This is a genomic window from Pantoea sp. VS1 (assembly GCF_002207995.1).
Lineage (GTDB): Bacteria > Pseudomonadota > Gammaproteobacteria > Enterobacterales > Enterobacteriaceae > Pantoea > Pantoea dispersa.
In genome coordinates this window covers 101,737-123,805 of the sequence record NZ_NHZE01000052.1, presented here as the reverse complement: position 1 = coordinate 123,805, position 22,069 = coordinate 101,737, and the positions used below count along the sequence as shown (strand labels likewise).

General features: G+C 60.0%; 22 protein-coding genes. 6 read left to right on the top strand and 16 right to left on the bottom strand.

The window, feature by feature from the left end; translation table 11 throughout:
* Position 1 precedes the first annotated feature (1 nt).
* The 3 genes from uxaC to uxuA all read right to left on the bottom strand — a co-directional run bounded on the left by uxaC (position 2) and on the right by uxuA (position 4,141).
* Positions 2–1,420: a glucuronate isomerase gene (gene uxaC / locus CBW22_RS21175; RefSeq protein ID WP_088517797.1), complete on the bottom strand. Its 1,419-nt coding sequence runs from the start codon at positions 1,418–1,420 to the stop codon at positions 2–4.
* The gene (locus CBW22_RS21170; protein ID WP_088517796.1) at positions 1,417–2,898 is read right to left on the bottom strand and encodes a fructuronate reductase; all 1,482 of its coding nucleotides are present in this window, start codon (positions 2,896–2,898) and stop codon (positions 1,417–1,419) included. Before CBW22_RS21170 ends, uxaC begins: the two co-directional genes overlap by 4 nt.
* Before the next feature lie 64 nt (positions 2,899–2,962).
* A complete protein-coding gene (uxuA, locus tag CBW22_RS21165) occupies positions 2,963–4,141 on the bottom strand; it encodes a mannonate dehydratase (RefSeq protein ID WP_088517795.1) in 1,179 nt (392 codons plus the stop codon).
* A gap of 364 nt (positions 4,142–4,505) precedes the next feature.
* Between uxuA and CBW22_RS21160 the strand changes: the two genes are divergently transcribed.
* The 3 genes from CBW22_RS21160 (at position 4,506) to CBW22_RS21150 (ending at position 8,879) form a co-directional block, all read left to right on the top strand.
* Positions 4,506–5,807 (top strand): MFS transporter, encoded by a 1,302-nt coding sequence (locus tag CBW22_RS21160; protein WP_058771183.1) that lies wholly within the window; start codon positions 4,506–4,508, stop codon positions 5,805–5,807.
* 11 nt (positions 5,808–5,818) lie between these two features.
* Complete coding sequence (locus tag CBW22_RS21155; protein ID WP_088517794.1) at positions 5,819–8,212, top strand: glycoside hydrolase family 31 protein; 2,394 nt, start codon at positions 5,819–5,821, stop codon at positions 8,210–8,212.
* A 415-nt stretch (positions 8,213–8,627) separates the two neighbouring features.
* Positions 8,628–8,879, top strand: coding sequence for a hypothetical protein (locus tag CBW22_RS21150; protein WP_141097340.1), 252 nt, complete (start codon positions 8,628–8,630; stop codon positions 8,877–8,879).
* A 209-nt stretch (positions 8,880–9,088) separates the two neighbouring features.
* Here CBW22_RS21150 and fliR read toward each other — a convergent pair whose 3' ends face one another.
* From fliR to fliF, 13 genes are all read right to left on the bottom strand, one after another.
* Positions 9,089–9,865 (bottom strand): flagellar biosynthetic protein FliR, encoded by a 777-nt coding sequence (gene fliR, locus CBW22_RS21145; RefSeq protein ID WP_088517792.1) that lies wholly within the window; start codon positions 9,863–9,865, stop codon positions 9,089–9,091.
* Between the two features lie 2 nt (positions 9,866–9,867).
* The gene (fliQ, locus tag CBW22_RS21140; protein WP_058757477.1) at positions 9,868–10,137 is read right to left on the bottom strand and encodes a flagellar biosynthesis protein FliQ; all 270 of its coding nucleotides are present in this window, start codon (positions 10,135–10,137) and stop codon (positions 9,868–9,870) included.
* Between the two features lie 7 nt (positions 10,138–10,144).
* Positions 10,145–10,822 carry a flagellar type III secretion system pore protein FliP gene (gene fliP / locus CBW22_RS21135; RefSeq protein ID WP_254919552.1) on the bottom strand — a complete coding sequence of 226 codons (678 nt, stop codon included), beginning with the start codon at positions 10,820–10,822 and terminating at the stop codon, positions 10,145–10,147.
* A gap of 53 nt (positions 10,823–10,875) precedes the next feature.
* Positions 10,876–11,229, bottom strand: coding sequence for a flagellar biosynthetic protein FliO (gene fliO, locus CBW22_RS21130; protein WP_088517790.1), 354 nt, complete (start codon positions 11,227–11,229; stop codon positions 10,876–10,878).
* Positions 11,229–11,609: a flagellar motor switch protein FliN gene (fliN, locus tag CBW22_RS21125; protein ID WP_088517789.1), complete on the bottom strand. Its 381-nt coding sequence runs from the start codon at positions 11,607–11,609 to the stop codon at positions 11,229–11,231. The genes fliO and fliN overlap by 1 nt, the downstream gene beginning before the upstream one ends.
* A gap of 7 nt (positions 11,610–11,616) precedes the next feature.
* On the bottom strand, positions 11,617–12,609 hold the full coding sequence (gene fliM / locus CBW22_RS21120; protein WP_088517818.1) for a flagellar motor switch protein FliM: 993 nt from the start codon (positions 12,607–12,609) through the stop codon (positions 11,617–11,619).
* Positions 12,610–12,614: 5 nt separating this feature from the next.
* A complete protein-coding gene (locus tag CBW22_RS21115; RefSeq protein ID WP_088517788.1) occupies positions 12,615–13,115 on the bottom strand; it encodes a flagellar basal body-associated FliL family protein in 501 nt (166 codons plus the stop codon).
* A 131-nt stretch (positions 13,116–13,246) separates the two neighbouring features.
* Positions 13,247–14,281 carry a flagellar hook-length control protein FliK gene (locus tag CBW22_RS21110; protein ID WP_088517787.1) on the bottom strand — a complete coding sequence of 345 codons (1,035 nt, stop codon included), beginning with the start codon at positions 14,279–14,281 and terminating at the stop codon, positions 13,247–13,249.
* Positions 14,272–14,727: a flagellar export protein FliJ gene (gene fliJ / locus CBW22_RS21105; RefSeq protein ID WP_088517786.1), complete on the bottom strand. Its 456-nt coding sequence runs from the start codon at positions 14,725–14,727 to the stop codon at positions 14,272–14,274. Before fliJ ends, CBW22_RS21110 begins: the two co-directional genes overlap by 10 nt.
* Positions 14,724–16,115 carry a flagellar protein export ATPase FliI gene (gene fliI, locus CBW22_RS21100; protein WP_088517785.1) on the bottom strand — a complete coding sequence of 464 codons (1,392 nt, stop codon included), beginning with the start codon at positions 16,113–16,115 and terminating at the stop codon, positions 14,724–14,726. Before fliI ends, fliJ begins: the two co-directional genes overlap by 4 nt.
* On the bottom strand, positions 16,112–16,819 hold the full coding sequence (locus CBW22_RS21095; protein WP_088517784.1) for a flagellar assembly protein FliH: 708 nt from the start codon (positions 16,817–16,819) through the stop codon (positions 16,112–16,114). The genes fliI and CBW22_RS21095 overlap by 4 nt, the downstream gene beginning before the upstream one ends.
* Positions 16,806–17,792, bottom strand: coding sequence for a flagellar motor switch protein FliG (fliG, locus tag CBW22_RS21090; RefSeq protein WP_058757469.1), 987 nt, complete (start codon positions 17,790–17,792; stop codon positions 16,806–16,808). The genes CBW22_RS21095 and fliG overlap by 14 nt, the downstream gene beginning before the upstream one ends.
* A complete protein-coding gene (gene fliF, locus CBW22_RS21085; protein ID WP_088517783.1) occupies positions 17,789–19,468 on the bottom strand; it encodes a flagellar basal-body MS-ring/collar protein FliF in 1,680 nt (559 codons plus the stop codon). The genes fliG and fliF overlap by 4 nt, the downstream gene beginning before the upstream one ends.
* 240 nt (positions 19,469–19,708) lie before the next feature.
* Here fliF and fliE point away from each other — a divergent pair, with 240 nt between their 5' ends.
* The 3 genes from fliE to CBW22_RS21070 all read left to right on the top strand — a co-directional run bounded on the left by fliE (position 19,709) and on the right by CBW22_RS21070 (position 22,054).
* A complete protein-coding gene (gene fliE, locus CBW22_RS21080) occupies positions 19,709–20,035 on the top strand; it encodes a flagellar hook-basal body complex protein FliE (protein WP_058757467.1) in 327 nt (108 codons plus the stop codon).
* Between the two features lie 115 nt (positions 20,036–20,150).
* Positions 20,151–21,011, top strand: coding sequence for a CheR family methyltransferase (locus CBW22_RS21075; protein WP_088517782.1), 861 nt, complete (start codon positions 20,151–20,153; stop codon positions 21,009–21,011).
* Positions 21,008–22,054 carry a protein-glutamate methylesterase/protein-glutamine glutaminase gene (locus CBW22_RS21070; RefSeq protein WP_088517781.1) on the top strand — a complete coding sequence of 349 codons (1,047 nt, stop codon included), beginning with the start codon at positions 21,008–21,010 and terminating at the stop codon, positions 22,052–22,054. The genes CBW22_RS21075 and CBW22_RS21070 overlap by 4 nt, the downstream gene beginning before the upstream one ends.
* The last annotated feature ends 15 nt before the right edge of the window (positions 22,055–22,069 follow it).

The following is a 22,069-nucleotide window of genomic DNA, read 5'->3' as shown; positions in this document are numbered from 1 at the left end:
TTCACCGTGGGTTAAGGCTGAAGTAGCGTCGGGCGTTATGGAAGCAGATATCCTGCAACATCGCGCCCAGCGCGGCTTCATCGTGCGGCACAATGCCGTCACGCACCCACTCGCCAAACAGATTACACAGAATGCGGCGGAAGTATTCGTGCCGCGTATAAGAGAGAAAACTGCGCGAATCGGTCAACATGCCAACGAACTGGCTGAGCAGCCCCATCTGCGCCAGCTGCTCCAGTTGCCGCAGCATCCCGTCACGCTGATCGTTGAACCACCAGCCAGAGCCGAACTGCATCTTGCCCGCCATGCCTGCGCCCTGAAAGTTACCCGCCATGGTAGCCAGCACTTCGTTGTCACGCGGATTGAGGCAGTAAAGAATGGTTTTTGGCAGCTGGTCATTGGTGTCCATCGCGTCCAGCAGGCGCGCCAGCGGCCAGGCAACAGGATGATCGCCGATGGAGTCGAAACCGCTGTCCGGGCCGAGCTGACGGAACATGCGCGTGCTGTTATTGCGGATCGCACCGATATGTAATTGCATCGCCCAGCCACGGCGGGCATACTCCGCGCCCAGCCACACCAGCACAGCGGTGCTGAACTGCGCAATCTCCAGCTCGCTCAGCGCCGTACCGCTGCGGCGTCTGGCAAGAATGCCATCCAGCACGCTGTCGGCTGGCACCGCAGCATAGCGCAGCGTTTCAATGCCGTGGTCGGCGGCGCGGCAGCCATGGGCGGAAAAGTGGTCCAGACGGCGCAGAAGCGCCACACGCAGCGCATCAAAGCTGTCGATACTGACATCCGCGGCGGCTTCCAGCCGGGTCAGGTAATCAGTGAATCCTTCCAGTTCAATCTTGAAAACCCGGTCCGGACGCCAGCTCGGTGCCACCTCAATATCAAAGCTGCTGTCTTCAGCTATCTCACGATGATACTGCAGGGAATCAACCGGATCGTCGGTGGTGCCCACCATGCGGACATTCATCTGGCGCATAATACCGCGTGCGGAAAATTCAGGCGTGGCCAGCTTCTCCGCACACTCATGCCAGATGCGTGGTGCGGTTTCTGGTCCAAACAGCGTGTCTGTGATACCGAACGGCCGGCGCAGCTCCAGATGCGTCCAGTGATAGAGCGGATTGCCGAGCGTTTTTGGCACGGTCTGCGCCCAGGCGAGATATTTATCATAATCGCTGGTGGTGTTACCGGTGATCAATGATTCCTCTACGCCCGCCGCGCGCAGTGCGCGCCATTTGTAGTGATCGCCCTCCAGCCAGATTTGTCCGAGGTTGGCAAACTGCCGGTCTTCTGCAATCTCCTGCGGATTGAGGTGGCAGTGGTAATCATAGATCGGCATCTGCGCCGCCACGTCGTGATACAGGCGGCGCGCCACCTCGCTGTGCAACAGAAAATCGTCATCCATAAAACGCTTCATTTGGCCTCCGGATTGAGGGATGCAACCGCGGCTCTGGCACCCTGCTGGCACAGGCGGTCATAGGTGTGTTGCAGGGCGGCAACAAAGGCCGGATTGGCGGGTAAGTCGTCCGCGAAGATCTCGTTAATGCCCAGCAGCGCCTGCACGCGGGCGGGACCTGAAGGGGACTGCTGATTAATCCGCTCAAACTTAGCCACCAGCGGATCAGCCACCGGGTAGCGCTCGCCCTTTTCGTCTTCGCCGAGGATATAACGCATCCAGCCCGCGATGCCGAGCAGCAGATGCCGGCCGTCACTGCCGTGGTGCAGATGATAACGCAGCGAATCCAGCATGCGCTGTGGCAGTTTCTGACTGCCATCGCTGGCAATTTGCGCCGTGCGATGGCGCAGCGACGGATTACTGAAGCGCTCAAGCAGTTGATGTGCATATGCGTTCAGATCGCTGCCGGCCGGCATCGTCAGCGTGGCACGCTGTTCAGTCAGCATCAGCGACAGCGCGGCCTGACGGTAAGCGGGCAGCTGCATGGTCTCAGCGATAGTTTCACAACCGCCGAGGTAACCGAGATATGCCAGAAACGAGTGCGTGCCATTCAGCAGACGCAGTTTCATCAACTCGTAGGGGGCGACATCCGGAACAAATTGCGCACCAACGCGCTGCCAGTCGGGACGTCCCGCCACGAAATTATCTTCGATCACCCACTGACGAAACGGTTCGCAGGCGACACCGCAGGGATCGGCGATGCCCAGCAGCCCGGTAATCTCGCGCTGCGTCTCTTCCGTCACGGCCGGCACGATGCGGTCAACCATGGTGCAGGGAAACGTGACCTGTTGCTCAATCCATGCCGCCAGCGCCGCATCCTGCCGTTGTGCCAGGCCGATGACCGCAGCCCGCGCGACGTGGCCGTTATCACGCAGATTGTCGCATGACAGCACGGTAAAAGGCGTTAACCCGGCTTTACGCCGCAAGCGCAGCGCCTCAACGATAAAGCCAATGGCAGATTTCGGCTGCCGGGGATGGGCCAGATCGTGCACGATCAGCGGATGAGTGCTGTCCAGTTCCCCGGTTGCGCCATGAGTGCAGTAGCCTTTTTCGGTTATCGTCAGCGAGACGATGGCGGTTTCCGCGCGGGCAAGCGCGTTAAGAATGCCGTCACAACCGTCCAGCGCCGGGTGCAGCGCGGAGTGCACGGAACCAATGATTTTGACGTCATGACGCGTCGCACCTTGCTCGGTGACGCTGTAGAGCAAATTCTGCGCGCGCAATTGTTCCACCAGCTGTCTGCCGCTGGCCGACATCAGATTGACCTCGCAAATGCCCCAGTCGCTGTCGCTTATCTCCAGCAGATGGTGCTGATAGAGCGCCTGATGCGCGCGATGAAACGCGCCGCAGCCGATGTGCACGATGCGCGGCACCAGCCGCTGCTGCTGCCATGCGGGCCGCGCCACTTTAATGCTGGCGTCGGCAAGGTTGTGTTGCATGTGAACTCCTCAGTGTCCGGCGCGACTGCGCGTCCGCCGGGCAAGCGGTACAGGGCGACCGGCGTCAGAAAAAGGCGCGGTGTATCGCCAGCTCAACGCCACGAATCTCAGCCAGACCTTTCAGCCGGCCAATCGCGGAATAACCCGGGTTAGTTTTCTTATGCAGATCGTCCAGCATCTGATGCCCGTGGTCGGGCCGCATCGGGATCAGGTCTTCCTGCCCCGCATTACGACGGCGCTGCTCCTCTTCGGCAATCGCTTTGATCACCGCAAACATATCGACATCGCCGCCAAGGTGCGCGGCTTCGTGAAAGGTTTTGGGGTTGGCTTCACGCCGGGTTGAGCGCAGATGGGCAAAATAGATGCGCGGCCCAAAACGTTTCACCATGCCGGCTAAATCATTTTCCGCCAGTACGCCGTAGGAGCCGGTACACATCGTGAAGCCGTTGGCCGGGCTGTCGATGGTGTCGATCATCCACTGCAGGTCGTCGGCATTGGAAACGATACGCGGCAGGCCGAGGATCGGGCGCGGCGGATCGTCCGGATGTACCGCCATGCGAATACCGACCTCTTCAGCGACCGGGATAATGCCGCGCAAGAACGTGGCAAAGTGCTCGCGCAGCCGGGCTTTGTCGATGCCGTCATAGCGCGCCAGCTGAGCACGGAACTGCGCCAGCGTATAGCCCTCTTCCGCGCCGGGTAATCCGGCGATGATGTTACGCGTCAGCCGCAGCTTGTGCTCTTCGCTCATGCTGGCGAAGCGCGCAGCAGCCTGGGCTATCTCGTCAGCGGTGTAATCATTTTCTGCGCCCTGACGCTGCAGGATATGCAGCTCAAATACCGCAAATTCAATCTGATCGAAGCGCAGCGCTTTCGCGCCATCCGGCAGCTCGAACGCCAGGTCGGTGCGCGTCCAGTCCAGAATCGGCATGAAGTTGTAGCACACGGTGTGGATGCCGCACTGCGCCAGATTGCGCAGCGACTGCTGATAGTTGCTGATCCACTTTTGGCACTGCCCGCTGCCGGTTTTGATCTCCTCATGGATCGGCACACTCTCCACCACCGACCAGACCAGCCCGGCCGCTTCAATCATCGCTTTGCGCTGCAAAATCTCCTCCACCGGCCACACCTCGCCGTTCGGGATGTGATGCAGGGCAGTCACAATGCCGGTAGCGCCCGCCTGTCGGGCATCGGCGAGTGAAACGGGATCGTCAGGGCCATACCAGCGCCAGGTCTGCTTCATGTCGTTCTCTCCTGCGGGCCTGAGCATCACTCTCAAAGCCCTTCCATTTTGGTTGACCAATTTTACAAGCGAAGCGCTTTCTGAGTCGTAAAAAGTGCCTGCGCAGCGTCAAATTCAGCTTTTCACCGGCGGAAGTCAACCTGATAAATGATTTTGGTTAACCAGATCACAAATACCGCATCAGGCTGGCGACCACCTGGCCTAACTGTGGTTCACTCCCGGCGGATAGTTAAAACAGGACGCATCACGCCACGCCCGGCAATCAAGGGCCAGGGGTTATGCGCTGGCCGGTATGGACTCCACCTCCGGCCAGGCAGTCACAGACGTTGCTCACACATGCTGTTAATAATGAATGGAGAATCCGATGAACCGCAGTTTGAACCCAGGGATTGCCGCAACCGGCACGAAACGCGTCATCCGTCATCTGCGCTGGTGGGTGCTGGTGCTGTTTCTCGCCGGTGTCACCGTCAACTACATTACCCGTAACTCGTTAGGCATTCTGGCACCCGAGCTGAAAACCAGTCTCGGCATCACCACAGAACAATATTCATGGATAGTCGGCGCTTTTCAGCTGGCTTATACCTTCTTTCAACCGATCTGCGGCTGGCTGATTGACGTCATTGGCCTCAAACTCGGCTTCTTGATCTGCGCCACCATCTGGGCGCTGGCCTGTCTGTTCCATGCCGGCGCCGCCAGCTGGTTGCACCTGGCCATTTTGCGCTTTGTCATGGGCGGAGCTGAAGCGGCCGCCACGCCGGCTAACGCCAAAGTGATTGGTGAATGGTTCCCGAAAAAAGAGCGTCCGATTGCGGCCGGCTGGGCCGGCGTCGGCTTCTCGATTGGCGCTATGCTGGCGCCTCCCATCATCTACTTTGCCCACGCCTCGTTCGGCTGGCAGGGCGCATTCCTGTTTACCGGCTGTCTGGCTCTGGGCTGGGTGGTGCTGTGGTGGCTGTTGTATCGCGATCCGGAACGTAACCCGAATCTCAGCAGCGATGAGCTGGCCTTTATTCGTCAGGATAATGAGCCACCGGCGGTCAAACTGCCCTTTTTCAAAGCCCTGAAAACCGTCTCCAGAAACAAGCGTTTTTACGGTATCGCCATTCCCGCTTTTATGGCTGAACCGGCATGGGGCGTGCTGAGCTTCTGGGTACCGCTCTATCTGGCAAAAGACCTGGGAATGGACCTGAAACAGATTGCCATGTTCGCCTGGCTGCCGTTCCTCGCGGCGGATCTCGGCAGTGCAGCCAGCGGCTACCTGACGCGCATCTATACCCGGCTGTTTGGCTTCAGGCAGGTAAATTCCGTTGTCGCCAGCTCGGTCACCGGCGCCTTTCTGATGCTGTCGCTGGCACTGGTGGCGATGACCAAAGACCCCTATGTCGCGATTGCCCTGATCTCAATTGGCGGTTTTGGTCATCAGATCATCTCCTGCATGTTAAGTGCGCTGGTGGTGGAAAAATTTGATAAGGGCCAGATGGCCACGGTGAATGGCATGCGCGGCTCGTTTGCCTGGATCTCCAGCTTCCTGTTTTCGCTGGTGATTGGCGTGACGGCTGACAAAATCGGCTTTAACCCGCTGTTTGTCGCCATGGGCTTCTTTGACCTGATCGGTGCAGTCTTCCTGATTGCGTTTATTGCTGAGCGTCGTTCAGCGACCCAATGAAGTAGGTAACGATGAAAACCTTAAAAAACTGGTCTTTAGCCCATTCTGATCGTCACCATGTGGTGCTTAACGTTGATGGCAAACACCATCTGTGCCTGTACGTGCTGGAAAAAGGTCTGTTCCGCGTGGTGATCAAGCGCCACGGCAACTACAGTCTGGACCGCACCTGGAGCATTGCGCCGGAACAGGATGTTCCGTGGGAAGGGCGTCCGCGCGACAGCCTGGCCGGGTTTAGCCTGCCCGGCTTTACGCTGGAGGAAGAAGCCAATTGTCTGACCATCAGTACCGACACGCTGCGCGTGATAGTGCGTCAGCCGCTGGCGCTCGAGTGGCAGTACCGTGATGCCGCTGGCCACTGGCAACTGCTGACCGGCGATCGCCCCACCAGCGCCTATCAGATCAACGCACACGGCGACGGCGTGGCGCACTATCAGCGCCGCATGGCGGACGACCGCTACTACGGTCTGGGCGAAAAAACTGGCGATCTGCAACGCAACGGCAAACGCTATGAGATGCGTAATCTGGATGCTATGGGTTACAACGCCTCCTCCACCGATCCGCTGTACAAACATGTGCCCTTCACCCTCACGCGGCGTAACGACGTCAGCTTTGGCCTGTTCTACGATAACCTCAGCACCAGCTGGTTCGATCTGGGTAACGAGCTGGATAACTATCACCAGCCGTATCGCCGCTGGCAGGCGGAGAGCGGCGATATCGATTACTACCTGTTTGTCGGTAAGCGGGTGCTGGATATCACCAAAACCTTCGTACGCCTGACCGGCAAAACGCTGTTCGGCCCCAAATGGAGTCTGGGCTACAGCGGCTCGACCATGCATTATACCGATGCGCCGGATGCGCAAAACCAGCTGATGAACTTCATCCGCCTGTGCGAAGAGCACGCTATTCCGTGCGACTCTTTCCAGCTCTCCTCGGGTTATACCTCGATCAATAACAAGCGCTATGTGTTCAACTGGAACTACGACAAAGTGCCGCAGCCGGAAGCGATGAGTCAGGCGTTTCACGATGCCGGGCTGCGCCTGGCGGCCAACATCAAACCCTGCCTGCTGCAGGATCACCCGCGCTATGAAGAAGTCGCGGCTCAGGGACTGTTTATCCGCGATTCGGAAGACGATGTGCCAGAGCGCTCGGTGTTCTGGGATGATGAAGGATCGCACCTCGATTTCACCCATCCGCAAACGGTGGCCTGGTGGCAGGAGAACGTCACCCGTCAGCTGCTGGAAAAAGGCATCGACGCCACCTGGAATGATAACAACGAGTATGAAGTCTGGGACGGCGAAGCGCGCTGCCACGGCTTCGGTACGCCGATTGCCATCAAGCATATTCGCCCGGTGATGCCGCTGCTGATGATGCGCGCCTCGATGGAGGCGCAACAGCGCTTTGCCCCCGAACAGCGACCGTTCCTGATTTCGCGCTCCGGCTGCGCCGGGATGCAGCGCTACGTGCAAACCTGGAGCGGCGATAACCGCACCAACTGGACCTCGCTGCGCTACAACATTCGCATGGGCCTCGGCATGAGCCTGTCCGGCTTGTATAACGTCGGTCACGACGTCGGCGGCTTCTCGGGGGATAAACCCGACGCGGAGCTGTTTGTGCGCTGGGTGCAGAATGGCGTCATGCATCCGCGCTTCACCATTCATTCGTGGAATGACGATCACACCGTGAATGAGCCGTGGATGTATCCTTCGGTCACGCCCGCGATTCGGGCGGCCATCGCGCTGCGCTATCGCCTGCTGCCGTATCTCTACACGCTGCTGTGGCAGGCGCATGCGGACGATGAACCGATGCTGCGCCCGACGTTCCTCGATCATGAACACGATGCCCAGACCTTTACTGAGTGTGATGAATTCCTGCTCGGGCGCGATCTGCTGGTCGCCAGCGTAGTGGAACCCGGCCAGCGTGAACGCCGCCTGTGGCTGCCCGACAACCAGACAGGCTGGTATGATTTCGCCACGCAGCAGTGGTACAGCGGGGGTCAGTGGATCACCTTGCCTGCGCCCCTGGAAACGCAGCCGCTGCTGGTGCGCGCAGGTACGGCACTGCCACTCAGCGAGCGTATTGCTCACGTCAACGCGGCCGCAGACGATCGTCGCACGCTGCAGCTTTATCCATTGCAGGGCAAAGGCGTTAGCCACGGCGAACTGTTCGAAGATGATGGCGAATCCTGGGGCTATCAGCAGGGCAATGCGCTGTGGCTGCAGTGGGAAATGCGCTGCGAAGCCACAGCCATTCACCTTACGTTGCGGCGCAAGGGTGACTATCAGCCGGCATGGCAAACGTTGCAGATTGCCCTGCCCGCCGGTGAACAACGTGCGCTGTTTATCGATGGTGTCGCCGCAGGCGCTGCGTCAGCCGACGTGACGCTGGCGCAGATTTCCCGCAGCTGATAAACCACAAGAGCGCACCGATGTCGGGTGCGCCTGATTAACTTCAGCCCGTTCTTCTCTCCCTCAGCGGCTTACACCACCACGCTATCTGCCCGTTTTCTGTCCCGACGTTATCCCGCTAATAAATCTATCCGGTTTAATACGCTTATTTCACCGCCCTGCTCACCCGATTAATCCTGGTTGCTTACTAATATAATCGCTGCGCTTAATGCAGGCATAAGCGTTTACTGCTGAGGCGATTGCGTAAAACATGACGACGCACTGGCTAAGCCATCGCAATAATATGCCTTAACACGGAAACGCCGCGGTTTAAGCAATATTCAACTGTGGCGCGCTATTAGTCATTAAGTCAACATTAACCGGGTAATTCCCGACTTCTCAAAGGGCCTCTGTGATGAAAAGATTGCTGTTACCGATGATAGCTTTACTTACCAGCCACGCCACCCTTGCCGCCGACGGTCAAATCACGTTCGTCGGCGCGATTGTTGAACCCTCCTGTGATTATGCCGTGACGCGCAGCGTCTCGCTGAACTGCACGCGCGAAGGGATTAAAAAGAGCGAAACCCTGCAGGTTAATCAGGCGACACGAAAGCTGCCTTACGCATTAGGCACAGCGCAGATTACCCGCCAACGCGGCCTGAACTTCCTGGTGGTCGAATATAATTGATGCCGCTATGGCATATTAATTCTGTACCTGATATCGCAACCCCGGTTATTTCACTCGCAACGGATTGCTTCACCCCATTCATTCATGTAAACGCTGAACAGCCTCTGTAATTAGCCCTGGATTGTCCCCCTGCCTATTAACGTAGCGCCAGTACGCAGATTGCCATTGAGCAAGGCGAACGATTGCGCGATTAATTACGCCGAACAGACTCAGCGCAGTCCCTGCACCAGCAGCACCAGCCGGGCAAAGTTCTCGCCCATCAGCGCCTCGAACCACGGACCGATCGCGCCAGTGATCACCCACAGCGCTACCAGGCCGCTGGTCAGCGTGAGCGGAAAACCCACTACAAAGATCGACAGCTGTGGCGTAAAGCGGTTGAGCACGCCGAGCGTCAGGTTGATACACAGCAGCACCATCATCACCGGCAGGCACAGCATCAGCGCGGAGGCGAAGATGGCGGCGGCCGAGGTACTGAGCCAGAGAAAGATCTGGCCGTTGAACGGGGCATCACTGATCGGCAGGGCAACAAAGCTATCGGTCACGATACGCAGCATCCACAGGTGCCCGTTGAACGTCAGAAACAGCAGCGTCACCAGCACATTCAGCAACCGGGCGATGATCGGCATGCTGCCGCTGGAAGGATCGAAGAAGGTAGCAAACGACAGGCCCATCTGCAGGCCGATGACTTCACCGGCAATGCGCACCGCCACGAACATAAACTGAATGCTGAAGCCCATCGCGACACCGATCACCAGCTGGCGCAGCGCCAGCCACAGGCCGTTTAACGAAAACAGCGGCACCGGCTGCGGCGGCAGCTCACCGGCTACCAGTAAGGTGATCAGCAGCGCCAGGCCGATTTTGGTTTTGCGATCGATGCCCTTCTCGCTGAATACCGGCGCGGCGTGAAACAGCGCCAGCAGGCGCACAAACGGCCAGAAATAAATATTGACCGCGTCTGTGAGGCTCTCCATCGGCAGCGTCAGCATGGTCAACCAATCAGGTACGGCAGGCTGCCAAACAGGGTGCGGGTATAATCGAGAAACAGATTCAGCATCCACGGACCGAGCGCGATACCGGTGGCAACAATCGCGAGGATTTTCGGGATAAACGACAGCGTCATCTCGTTGATCTGCGTCGAGGCCTGAAAGATGCTCACCAGCAGACCAGTGAACAGCGCCACCAGCATCAGCGGCGCGGCGATCAGCAGCGCCACTTTGATCGCCTCATGGCCAAGACTCATAATACTTTCGGGCGTCATGCGTTCCTCAACTAAAAAAACTTTTCGCCAGCGAGCCCAGCAGCAGCGGCCAGCCATCCACCAGCACAAACAGCATCAGCTTAAACGGCAGCGAAATAGTCGCCGGTGGCACCATCATCATGCCCAGCGCCATCAGCACGCTGGCCACCACCAGGTCGATAATCAGAAACGGAATGAAGACCGTAAAGCCAATCTGAAAGGCGGTTTTCAGCTCGCTGGTGACAAATGCCGGCAGCAGCATACGCAGCGGCACATCTTCACGGCTGGCAAAATGGCTTTGCTTCGCCATATTGGCGTAGAGCGCCAAATCCGACTGCCGCGTCTGCTGCAGCATAAATTCACGCAGTGGCTGTACGCCCTTTTGCAGCGCGGTTTCCATGCTGATTTGGCTGGCGGAGAGCGGCTGCCAGGCTTCATCGTAGATGCGATTGAACACCGGCGACATCACATAAAACGTGAGAAACAGCGCCAGCCCGAGCAGCACCTGATTGGGCGGTGCCGACTGGGTGCCCAGCGCATTGCGCAGCAGGCCGAGCACGATAATGATGCGGGTAAAACCGGTCATCAGCAGCAGCATCGCCGGCAGGAAGGTGATGCCGCTCAGCAGCACCAGCGTTTCCACCGGCAGCGACCAGCTCTGCTCGCCGGCGCGCGTCAGCACCAGATCGCCATTCGCCGCCAGCAGCGGGCGCGAGGCAAGGAGTAAACTTAACGCCAGCGCGCGCGTGCCCCAGCGTGTCACGCCTGGCGCCCTTTCAGCAGGTCACCGAGCGTGCTGCGAAAATCCACCGCGGCGCGCGACGGCTGCACCTCTGCCTGCGGTTTGTCAAAACTGGCGAGGCAGCTGATCTGACCGGCGCTGACACCAATCAGCAGCTGACGGTCGTGCATCTCCACCACCAGCAGCCGTTCGCGCTGGCCGACAGTATGGCGTTCTGTAATCTGCAACGTGGCGCTGGCCTGCGGCAGACGGCGCAGCGCACCGCTGCGGCGCAAAATCCAGCCCGCGCCAATGATCAGCAGTACGATCAGCGCCAGCGTGCCGCCCACCTGCATAATTAAATTACCCGCCAGAGGTTCACTCGCGTTCATCAGCGGCTCAGCCTGTTCATGCGTTCGGATGGCGTGATGATCTCGGTGATGCGGATGCCGAAATTATCGGACACCACCACCACTTCGCCCTGTGCGATCAGATAGCCATTAATTAAAATATCCAGCGGTTCCCCCGCCAACCCTTCCAGCGTTACCACCGAGCCCTGACTCAGGCGCAGCAGCTCTTTAATGGTCATTTTGGTGCGCCCCAGCTCCACGGTCATTTTGACCGGAATATCGTGGATCAGCTGGAGCTCATCGGAAACGGTCGCGCTGCTTTTGCCTGCCGGCGCGTCGGCCACCGGCTGCTCGTTCATCGCCGCCGCCCAGAGATCGTCTGCGGAGAGGTCAGCGCCAGGCACATTGAGGCTGTCATTCATGGGACGGTTATCCTTTCTTCAAAACGGTAAAACGCGAGTTCAGCATCTGTTCGATCTGCAGCGCATAGTGCTGTTCGATGCAGCCATAGCGGGCGCTGAACACCGGCACGTTATCCACGCTGGCCTCGACGCTGTTGCGGCGTTCAAACGGAATCACATCGCCCACCTGCATATTCATCACGGCCGACAGGCGGGTCGGAATCTCCGCCATGTTCACCACCAGTTCCAGCGCCGATTCCCGCACCTGCGAGGCCAGCAGCGTGCGCCACTGCGCATCTTCCATCACCGAGTTATCCAGCGGCGGGTTGGTGAGCAATTCGCGCAGCGGCTCAATCATGCTGAACGGAATACAAATATCGAAGCTGCCGTGCAGGGACCCAATTTCCACGTGGAACGGCGTGGTCACCACAATATCGTTGGGTGAAGAGGTGATATTGGTGAACTTGACCTGCATTTCGGTACGAATATATTCGGTTTTGATATTAAACAGCGTACTCCACGCACTCTCATAACCGCTCAGCGCCATATTCAGCAGGCGTGAAATCACCCGCTGTTCGGTCGGGGTGAATTCCCGGCCGTCGGCTTTGGTGGGAAAACGCCCATCACCGCCGAACAGATTATCCACCGCCATAAACACCAGGCTGGGTGAAAAGACAAACAGCGCCGAGCCGCGCAGCGGATGCAAATGCACCAGATTAAGATTGGTCGGCACCGGCAGGTTACGCGCAAATTCCAGATAAGGCTGTAAAGTGATCGCGCCGACGGTAATATCGAGGCTGCGCCGCAGCAGATTAAATAATCCCATGCGAAACTGGCGGGCAAAGCGCTCGTTAATCATCTCCAGCGACTGTAAACGTTCGCGTATTACCCGACGCTGTTTATTAGGATCGTACGGCTTAATGCCATCGTCGCGGGTCTGGGCAGCGCGGTCATCGTCCTCACTGCCGCCGCCGTTGAGCAGACGGTCAATTTCAGCCTGAGAGAGCAAACTGTCAGACATGGACATTACCGGATAATAAATTCATTTAATAAAATATCGCTGACCTGTAGCTGCTGGCCGGATGTAATGGGCTGCGCCAGCGACTGCGCAATACTGTTTAACAGCGACTGTTTGCCTTCGGCGCTGACCAGCTGATCGGCACTGTGCTGGGTCAGTAATAAATTAATGCGGCTGCGAATCTCCGGCAGCACTTTTTCCGCCAGACTTTTGGACTCTTTATTTTCCACCCGCATGGTCAGGCCAATATATATCACCCGATTATCGTTTGGCGTAACCGGCTTCAGGCTTACGGTAAAGGTTTTCAGCGGCACATACAGCGGTTCGGCGGGCGGAAGATTTTTTTCCGCCGGTGCGCGATTATTTTGTCCGGCCAGCGTGCCGCTAAGCTGTTTAAATTCCACCAGCAAATAACCCGCCATGCCACAGGCAGCCAGCGCCGCAATCAGCGCAATAATCATGACGGGCGAGCTTTTACGGCCGGCTGCCGGCGTTTTAGGGTTAACCATGAATAAAAGTGCCTTTTAAATAGCGGTCAGAATATGAATCAGTGCGGCCGCTATTGTATTACAGCGACCGTCGCGGCTTATACCGGGATAAAATTTCATTCCTGAGCGCTATTCGCCGCTTGATAACGCCGCTAGACGAAGGTGCTGATCGCGCCTGTCGCGGCGCGATTAACGCTCAGCGTTGCGGACGTTAATCCGGCGCTGTCCGCGTCACCCTCGGGCGGGCGCGCGGAATCTGGCGAAGCGCTGGTGTGCGGCTGTGGCTGCTGCTCAAAGTTGCCGGTGCTGACGCTGCTCTCACCGAGCTGAATACCACTCTCCGCCAGCGCATGGCGCAGCTGCGGCAACGTTGCCTCCAGCGCGGCGCGCACCTGCGGATGATCGCTGAGCACCAGCAGCTGCGCCTGATCCTGCTGCAATCGCAGCGACACCTGCACAGTACCGAGGTCTTCCGGGTGCAGCTTCAGCTCGGCGCGGTGGACGCCCTGCTGCACCATCACCTTCAGCTGCTGACCGATGGCCTGCTGCCAGGGTTCACTGCCCGGCGCGGCCTGCAGCTGAGCACGCAGCACCGGTTCCGCCGCAGGCGCACCGTCGCTGGTGGCGCGCGTCGCGCCGGGCAGCGCCGTCAGCGCAGGCGCGCTGTCCGGGCTGATCACGTCGCGCAGCGGCACTGCGTCACGGGTGTCAGTTACCGTCATCGGGTCAGGTGACCACGGCGTCGTGGGCGGTGCTGGCGTATTGTCTGCTGCCAGCGGGTGTGCGGCTGCGCTGTCAGGATTCATATCCGGCGTCGCGCGCGCCACCACCGGCAAGCGCATGCTCTGTGGCGCCGGCACTGACGCTTCGGTGCTCGCTGGCGTCGGGTGTTCGGTGACGGCTGAGGCCGCAGGCAACTGCGCCACCAGCTGTTGCAGTACGCTGGCATCCAGCTGGGCTGGTACTGGCAGCGGTGCGTCTTCCGCTTCGGCACCCTCTTCCGTGATGCGCGCAGGCGTTAACGACGACGCGACCTCAGGCAGTGCCTGCGGCAACACCGTCGTCTCCGGGCTGCCCAGCCGTTGCGTCAGGAGGGCGGAAAACGCCGCATCAGGCGCTTTGCCCGTCGCACCGCGACCGGCCAGATTACCCGGCGTCAGCAGCGTGAGCAGCGGCATCACAGGCATGTTTCACCGCCTTTATTGCCGGCGCGCTGGGCAAACTCATCCATCAGCTTCTGCTCCTGCCGCTGCAGCCGCTGCGCCTCACGTTGCGTCGCGCGCGCCTGCAGAGTTTCATAGGCGTTAAGGCGCCGTTTTTCCTGGCTCCACAGCACACGGCTCTGACTTACCCGATGCTGGCAGTGCGTAACCTGCTGCACCTGCTGCCCCACCACCTGGTTAAGCGAATGGATAAACGACTGGTGGTTGATCAGATCGGCGATACACATGCCGGCACCGGTAACCTGCTGCTGCAGCGCCTGCTGGTATTCGCGTTCATAGTTTTCCAGCTGGGTGAGCTGCTGCGTCGCCTGCTGCCAGTGCTGCTGCGCTTCGCCCAGCGCCTGCACCCGCTGCTGCACTTTTTTCTCCGCCTGCTCACGCAGAAAATCCATCGGATTGAGCGTACTCATGGTGTTACCTCATCATGCACCGGAAGGTCCGGGAAAAGCTGGTCAAGCTGCGCGCGGGCGCTGGCCAGATCGCAGCGCTGATCGATACCCTGATGCAGCAGCGCTTCCATCTGCGGATAGAGCGCAATGGTCTGGTCGAGCAGCGCATCGCTGCCGCTGACGTAAGCGCCGACGCTCACCAGATCGCGATTACGCTGCCAGCTGGACAGCATCTGCTTAAAGCGCCGCACCTGCTGAAAACGCTGCGGCGAAATCAGGTCGGTCATCGCGCGGCTGATTGACGCTTCAATATCAATCGCCGGATAGTGACCGGCCTCGGCCAGCCGCCTTGACAGCACGATATGGCCGTCGAGAATGGCGCGCGCCGAGTCGGCGATCGGGTCTTGCTGATCGTCGCCCTCGGTCAGCACGGTATAGAACGCGGTGATCGATCCGCCGCCAGCCAGACCGTTACCGGTGCGCTCCACCAGCGCCGGCAGGCGGGCAAACACCGACGGCGGATAGCCTTTGGTGGCCGGCGGTTCACCGATGGCCAGCGCAATCTCGCGCTGCGCCATGGCATAGCGCGTCAGGGAATCCATGATCAGCAGCACGTTGAGGCCGCGGTCGCGAAAATCTTCGGCGATGCGCGTGGCGTAGGTGGCACCCTGCATACGCAGAATCGGTGACACATCAGCCGGTGCGGCGATCACTACCGCGCGCTGACGACCGTCGGCACCGAGAATATTTTCGATGAAGTCTTTGACTTCGCGGCCGCGCTCGCCGATCAGCCCGACCACAATCACATCGGCGGTGGTAAAACGCGCCATCATGCCGAGCAGCACGCTTTTCCCGACGCCGGAGCCGGCAAACAGCCCCATGCGCTGGCCGCGCCCGACGGTAAGCAGCGCGTTAATGGCGCAGACGCCGACGTCGAGCACGGTCTTAATCGGGTCGCGCAGCAGCGGATTGAACGGCGGCGTATAGAGCGCGCCGCGCGGTGCATCCCGTGGCGCAGGCAAGCCGTCGAGCGGCTGACCGCTGGCATCCAGCACCCGGCCCAGCAGCGCCGGGCCCAGCGGCAGCTGTTTGCCGTCAAATGCGCTGGTGCCATTCTCCGCCGGCCACAGCGCGGCACCCGGCACGATGCCGTCCACCTGCTCCAGCGGCATCAGGTAAAGCAGTTTTTCTTTAAAGCCCACCACCTCACAGGCGACGCTGTCGGTGCCGCTGGCGCTGCGGCGTTCAACCTGGCACACCGCGCCAATCGGCAGTTGCAGGCCGACCGCTTCCATCACCAGCCCGGTAGCACGCGTCAGCCGGCCGCACTGGCGCACCGGGGTGAGCTGCTGCAGCTGCGCCTCGCGCCGGTCCAGCACCTCCAGCCACTGGCTAATGTACGCACTCATGGCACCAGATCCTCACGGCTTAACTGACACAGCGCCTGCCAGCGCCGCTCCAGCGTGGCATCCAGTTCGCCTTCGGCCCAGGTAAGGCGACAGCCCCCCGGCAACATGCTGTCGTCCGTGCGGATCTCCCAGCGCAGCGCCTGGCACGACGCGGCAAGGTACTCCTGCACCCACGGCAAATCCTGCGGATGGATCGCCAGCACGGCATCCTGCTGCAGCCAGCGATCTTCCTGTAAATAGCGGCGCAGCTGGTCGCTCAGCAATGCCGGATTGGCTACCAGACTGTCGCCGACAATCTGGCGCGCCGCCGCCAGCGCGTGCTGCAGCAGGCGGGCCGGAATCAGTTTGTTGATCTGCTCCAGCGTGGCCTGAAAACTGGCCAGCAGCGCGCGCGCCTGCTCGCCCTGCGCCTGCAGATCCGCCTGCGCCTTTGCCAGCCCCTGCGCGTAACCGGCTTGCTGCCCCTCCTGAAAACCGGCCTCATAGCCCTGCGCGTGGCCCTCTTCGCGCCCGCGCCGCTGACCGTCACTCAGGCCCTGCTGCTGCGCCTGCTGCCGCAGCTGGCGCAGTTCGGCCTCCAGATGTTCCGCGGCGGGTGCATCGGCGGGAGGCTGCAGCGGCGCGCTCACGCTCTCCGGCGTCAGATCCGCCAGCAGATTGTCCGGCTGCCAGCGCGTCCACGTCGGTCGATCAGACGTAGGCATCGTCGTTGCCTCCCAGCATGATTTCGCCTGACTCGGCGAGGCGGCGCACAATCAGCAGAATATTTTTCTGCTCGGCTTCCACTTTCGACATGCGCACCGGCCCGCGTGATTTGAGGTCGTCGCGCATGATATCGGACTGACGTTTCGACATATTGCGGAAGAACTTCTCGCGCAGCGGCGCGTCGGCGCCTTTCAGCGCGACAATCAGCGATTCGTGATCCACTTCCTGCACGATGCGCTGGATGCTGCGGTCTTCCACGTCCACCAGATTTTCGAACAGGAACATTTCGTCGATGATTTTCTGTGCCAGCTCCTGGTCGAAGTCGCGCACCGCATCGATCGCCGCCTCTTCCTGCTGGGCTTTCATCAGATTCAGAATCTCCGCCGCCGGGCGCACGCCGCCCAGCTTGCTGCGCTTCAGGCTCTGGCCGTGCAGCAGGTTATTAAGCACTTCGGTCAGCTCCTGCAGCGCCGCCGGCTGCACGCCGCCAAAGGTGGCGATACGCAGCATGATGTCGTTGCGCGCGCGTTCATCGAACTTGCTCAGCACATCGGCCGCCTGGCTGCGGTTGAGGTGCACCAGAATGGTGGCGATGATTTGTGGATGTTCGTCGCGGATCAGCTCCCATACGCCCTGCGGCTCCATGATATTGAGGGTTTCGATGCCGTTACCGCTGTCGGACGAGTCGAGGATGTCATCCAGCAGGCTGGAGGCGCGTTCGACACCCAGCGCTTTGATCAGCACGTTGCGCAGATATTCGCTGGTGTTGAGGCTCAGCGCCGCGTATTCGCTCGACTCCTGGCTGAACTCGCGCAGCACCTGCGCAATCTGCTCATGGGTAAACCCGCCGAGATTGAGCATCGCGCTGCTGATCTGCTTCACCTCATGGGTATTGAGATATTTAAAGACGTTGGCCGCCAGTTCGTCACCGAGGGTGAGCATCACAATGGCGCTTTTTTCTGAGGCATTCATGACGGAGTGCGTTCCTTATTCATCCACTGGCGGATCACCAGCGCGATTACGCGCGGCTCCTGCTGCGCCAGATCGCGCAGCTGCTGAGCGGTAATTTCGGTCTCGACGCGCTGCGCGCTTTTCTGCTGTTCGTCGCGTTCAGCGCGCCGCTGCGCGGCATGCTCCTGCTCATGGCGCGCCTGTTGTTCCAGCGCCAGCCGCTGCTGCTGCACATCGTGATGACGCTGCAGCGCGGGCTGCACCGCTTTGCGCCACAGCAGCCATGCCACCAGCGCCACCAGCAGATAACGTCCGGCTGAGATCAGCAGATTGATCAACGCCGGCTCCTGCCACAGCGGCACGCGCTGTGCGTCATCCTGCTCGCTGAACGGGGAGTTCACGATATTGACGCTGTCGCCGCGCGTTGCCGAGAAGCCCATCGCTTCTTTCACCAGCGCGGTAATCTGCGCCACCTGCGCGTCGCTCAGCGCCACGCTCTCTGCCTCGCCGTTTTTGGCCGGCAGAAAGTTCACCACCACCGCTGCCGATAACCGCTCAATGCGCGCGGCGCTGCTGCGCGTATGGGTCAAGGTACGGTCGAGTTCAAAGTTGGTGGTATCGTCGTGGCGATTGTTGTACGGCTGTGCCGGCAGCACGGTGGCGGTGCTGCTGCTCTCTTTTTTGTCGCCGCTTTTACTCTCTTTAGCCGGTGGATTGTTGATTGGCAGGCTGACCGGCGGCGGCGGCTGGTTACTTAACGCGCCCGGTACGCCGCCCACCGGCTGGCCATTGCCCTGCTCGGCGCGGCTGCTCTGACGGCTGCGGATCGCCATTTTTTCCGGTGCGCTGTTCGGCTGATACTGCTCGTTGGTCTGCTCCTGCGTGGTGAAATCCAGCTGGGCGGTCACCTGCGCGCGCACGTTGCTGCTGCCCACCAGCGGGGCCAGAATGGTCTGGATGCGCTGCTGATAATCGGCTTCGATCGCCTGCGTGAACTGACGCTGCGAGGTCTGCACCGCCTGGCTGCCGCTCTGCGTCAGCAGCTTGCCGCGCTGATCGACCACCGTCACCTGCTCAACATTGAGCGCCGGCACTGCACTGGCAATCAGATGGGTGATGGCGCTGACCTGGCTATCGTCCAGCGTGCGGCCATTGTTCAGATGCACCGTGACAGCGGCAGACGGCGGCGTTTGCTCATGCAGAAACAGCGACGGTTTAGGGATCGCCAGGTGCACGCGCGCGCTGCGCACCGGCCCCAGCGCTTCGATGGTGCGCGCCAGTTCGCCCTCCAGCGCGCGCTGGAAATTCACCTGCTCGCTGAACTGGCTGATGCCAAACTTCTCCTGATCCAGCAGCTCAAAGCCGACCGCGCCCCCTTTGGGCAGGCCGAGCTGCGCCAGTTTGAGACGCACTTCATGCACCTGCGCTTCCGGCACCATGATCGCCCCGCCTTCACGGCTGAACTGGTAAGGCACGTTCATCTTGCTCAGTTCGCTGATAATCGCGCCGCCGTCCTCATCGCTGACCTGGCTGAACACCACGTGATACTGCGGGGCCCGTGCCCAGAAAAAGGTCGCCATGGTGAGCGTTATCGCCAGCGCCACGCTGAACGCCAGCACCAGTTTCGGGCTGGTACGCAGGCGGGCCAGCAGCGCGCTAATGGCAGGAGGTGTATGTGCTTTTATATTGGCATTCATGCCGAAACCCTGTGTAAAACAACGCAAACCATTGCGGTATTGCGTAACAGCACCACAATTCAGCGTAAGTCCGGTGAAGGGAAATAATCTGGTGCCTATTATGGTTTAAGCGCGTGTTTTTTTAAGCAGTAATAAGCTTAAACTTCTGTCGGCTTATCGCATTTTTCCCATTCGACAACGCGGTGTTAGGATTTTATCGTCAAATAAAAGGTTTATTTCCGGCATACAGGAATTAAAGGCATGTCCTTTTCAGCAATGCAATCGGTAGTCAGTCAAATTCAAAGCCAGGCAGCACAGCTGGCTGAACCGTCGCGCCGCGCGCCGGACGCGCCCGCCAGCGGTGTGCCGGCCTTTGGCGACGCGCTCGCCAGCAGCCTGCAGCAGCTTAATCATTTGCAGGCAGACGCAAAGCAGCAGAGTCAGCGCTTTATGCTGGGCGATGCCGGTGTGGAATTAAACGATGTGATGATCAGCGGGCAAAAAGCCGCGATGGCATTAACCTTTGGTATACAAATGCGCAATAAGATGGTCAGCGCTTACCAGGAAATAATGAATATGGCGGTGTAAGTCACCGTCATTATTTCGCCAGTAATGTCACCCAGGCACGCTTATTCATTCTCCACTTTTAACGCAGCAGCTTATTAGCCAAGGCTGATATTCTCCGCCTGCGGGTAGGTTTTTCATGACCGATATAAATACCCTGAAACTCAGTCCGGTTCAGCATCAGGTTAAGACCGCACTGACCGACCGGGAACTGTCTAAGATTAGCGCGCTGATTTACCAGCGCGCCGGCATTGTGCTGAGCCCGCAGAAGCGCGACATGGTATATAACCGGCTGTCGCGGCGACTGCGCGAGCTGCGTCTCGCCTCTTTCACCGCCTATACCGACCGGCTGGAAGCGGACAGCCACAGCGACGAGTGGCAGGTGTTTATTAACGCGCTGACCACCAACCTGACCTCCTTTTTCCGCGAAGCCTACCATTTTCCGCTGCTGGCCGAGCACGCCCGCCAGCGCGGCGGCAGCTATAACGTGTGGTGTACCGCCGCGTCCACCGGCGAAGAGCCCTGCTCCATCGCCATGACGCTGGACGCCGTGCTGGGCCGTCCGCTGGCCGGGCCGCGCGTGTGGGCCACCGATATCGACACCGAAGTCCTGCAGCGCGCCCAGGCAGGCATTTATCGTCTCGCCGATATCCACAGCCTGACCGCTGAGCAAAAAAAGCGTTATCTGCTGCGCGGCACCGGCATCAATGCGCAACAGGTGAAGATACGTCAGGAGCTGCTGAGCCAGATTCACTATCAGCCGCTTAATCTGCTCAGCGCGCAGTGGGAGATTCCCGGCCCGTTCGACGCCATCTTCTGCCGCAACGTGATGATCTATTTTGATCAGCCGACGCAGGAAACGCTGATGCGGCGCTTCGCCACCCTGCTGAAACCGGGTGGTTTGCTGTTTGCCGGCCACTCCGAACATTTTAACCAGCTCAACGGCCCGTTCCGCCTGCGCGGTCAGTCGGTGTATTGCCTCGCCGGAGCGCGCGGATGAATAAAATCAAAGTGCTGTGCGTGGATGACTCCACGCTGATTCGCAACCTGATGACGCGCATCGTCGACCAGCAGCCGGACATGGAGATGGTGGCGACCGCCGCCAATCCGCTGATCGCCCGCGAGCTGATCAAGCGGTACAACCCGGATGTGCTGACGCTCGACGTTGAGATGCCGCACATGGACGGGCTGGAGTTTCTGCAGCGCCTGATGCGCCTGCGGCCCATGCCGGTGATCATGATCTCTTCGCTTACTACGCAGGGGTCAGAAACCACGCTGACGGCACTGGAGCTCGGTGCGGTGGATTTTATCGCCAAGCCGGAACTGCGCCAGCCGGGCAGCATGGCGCTCTACAGCGAGCTGGTGTGCGAGAAAATCCGCGCGGCCGCTCAGGTGCGGCTGCGCCGCCAGGAATCGCTGCCGCCCGCCGCACCGGTGATCATGCCGTTACGCGCCGCGCGCGACACGCTGTTTGCCATTGGCTCCTCCACCGGCGGCACTGAAGCGCTGCGCCGCGTGCTGACCACCCTGCCCGCCGACTGCCCCGGCATCGTCATCGCCCAGCACATGCCGCCCGGTTTTACCCGCTCGTTTGCCCAGCGGCTCAATCTGCTGTGCCACATCACGGTGAAAGAGGCCGAGGATGGCGAAACGGTGCGGCCAGGCCATGCCTACATCGCGCCGGGCGATTATCACCTGACGCTGGCGCGCAGCAGCGGCCACTATCAGCTTGCCCTGAATCAGCAGCCGGCGATCAACCGCCATCGCCCGTCGGTGGACGTGCTGTTTCACTCGGTAGCCAGCGTGGCTGGCAAACGCGCCGTCGGTGCCATTCTTACCGGCATGGGATCGGACGGCGCGCGCGGCCTGCTGGCGATGCGTCAGGCCGGCGCCTGGACGCTGGCACAGAGTGAAAAAACCTGCGTGGTGTTCGGCATGCCGCGCGAGGCAATTGCCCTTAATGCTGCCTGCGAAGTCGTTGACCTGCCGCAGATTGGACAACAGCTGCTTAACCGCGCCGGCGCTGTGCCGCAGGCGCGATAACCCGTTAATTGATTG

What these genes read in the sequence shown, in the direction of transcription:
- CBW22_RS21170 (WP_088517796.1), bottom strand. Translation starts at nt 2,898, where the DNA reads ATGCAACACAACCTTGCCGACGCCAGCATTAAAGTGGCGCGGCCCGCA.
- CBW22_RS21110 (WP_088517787.1), bottom strand. Translation starts at nt 14,281, where the DNA reads ATGCCTGTGATGCCGCTGCTCACGCTGCTGACGCCGGGTAATCTGGCC.
- uxuA (WP_088517795.1), bottom strand. Translation starts at nt 4,141, where the DNA reads ATGAAGCAGACCTGGCGCTGGTATGGCCCTGACGATCCCGTTTCACTC.
- fliF (WP_088517783.1), bottom strand. Translation starts at nt 19,468, where the DNA reads ATGAATGCCAATATAAAAGCACATACACCTCCTGCCATTAGCGCGCTG.
- uxaC (WP_088517797.1), bottom strand. Translation starts at nt 1,420, where the DNA reads ATGAAGCGTTTTATGGATGACGATTTTCTGTTGCACAGCGAGGTGGCG.
- fliJ (WP_088517786.1), bottom strand. Translation starts at nt 14,727, where the DNA reads ATGAGTACGCTCAATCCGATGGATTTTCTGCGTGAGCAGGCGGAGAAA.
- fliR (WP_088517792.1), bottom strand. Translation starts at nt 9,865, where the DNA reads ATGCTGACGCTGCCGATGGAGAGCCTCACAGACGCGGTCAATATTTAT.
- fliQ (WP_058757477.1), bottom strand. Translation starts at nt 10,137, where the DNA reads ATGACGCCCGAAAGTATTATGAGTCTTGGCCATGAGGCGATCAAAGTG.
- fliN (WP_088517789.1), bottom strand. Translation starts at nt 11,609, where the DNA reads ATGAATGACAGCCTCAATGTGCCTGGCGCTGACCTCTCCGCAGACGAT.
- CBW22_RS21095 (WP_088517784.1), bottom strand. Translation starts at nt 16,819, where the DNA reads ATGCCTACGTCTGATCGACCGACGTGGACGCGCTGGCAGCCGGACAAT.
- CBW22_RS21160 (WP_058771183.1), top strand. Translation starts at nt 4,506, where the DNA reads ATGAACCGCAGTTTGAACCCAGGGATTGCCGCAACCGGCACGAAACGC.
- CBW22_RS21070 (WP_088517781.1), top strand. Translation starts at nt 21,008, where the DNA reads ATGAATAAAATCAAAGTGCTGTGCGTGGATGACTCCACGCTGATTCGC.
- CBW22_RS21155 (WP_088517794.1), top strand. Translation starts at nt 5,819, where the DNA reads ATGAAAACCTTAAAAAACTGGTCTTTAGCCCATTCTGATCGTCACCAT.
- fliM (WP_088517818.1), bottom strand. Translation starts at nt 12,609, where the DNA reads ATGTCTGACAGTTTGCTCTCTCAGGCTGAAATTGACCGTCTGCTCAAC.
- CBW22_RS21150 (WP_141097340.1), top strand. Translation starts at nt 8,628, where the DNA reads ATGATAGCTTTACTTACCAGCCACGCCACCCTTGCCGCCGACGGTCAA.
- CBW22_RS21115 (WP_088517788.1), bottom strand. Translation starts at nt 13,115, where the DNA reads ATGGTTAACCCTAAAACGCCGGCAGCCGGCCGTAAAAGCTCGCCCGTC.
- fliI (WP_088517785.1), bottom strand. Translation starts at nt 16,115, where the DNA reads ATGAGTGCGTACATTAGCCAGTGGCTGGAGGTGCTGGACCGGCGCGAG.
- fliE (WP_058757467.1), top strand. Translation starts at nt 19,709, where the DNA reads ATGTCCTTTTCAGCAATGCAATCGGTAGTCAGTCAAATTCAAAGCCAG.
- fliO (WP_088517790.1), bottom strand. Translation starts at nt 11,229, where the DNA reads ATGAACGCGAGTGAACCTCTGGCGGGTAATTTAATTATGCAGGTGGGC.
- fliG (WP_058757469.1), bottom strand. Translation starts at nt 17,792, where the DNA reads ATGAATGCCTCAGAAAAAAGCGCCATTGTGATGCTCACCCTCGGTGAC.
- CBW22_RS21075 (WP_088517782.1), top strand. Translation starts at nt 20,151, where the DNA reads ATGACCGATATAAATACCCTGAAACTCAGTCCGGTTCAGCATCAGGTT.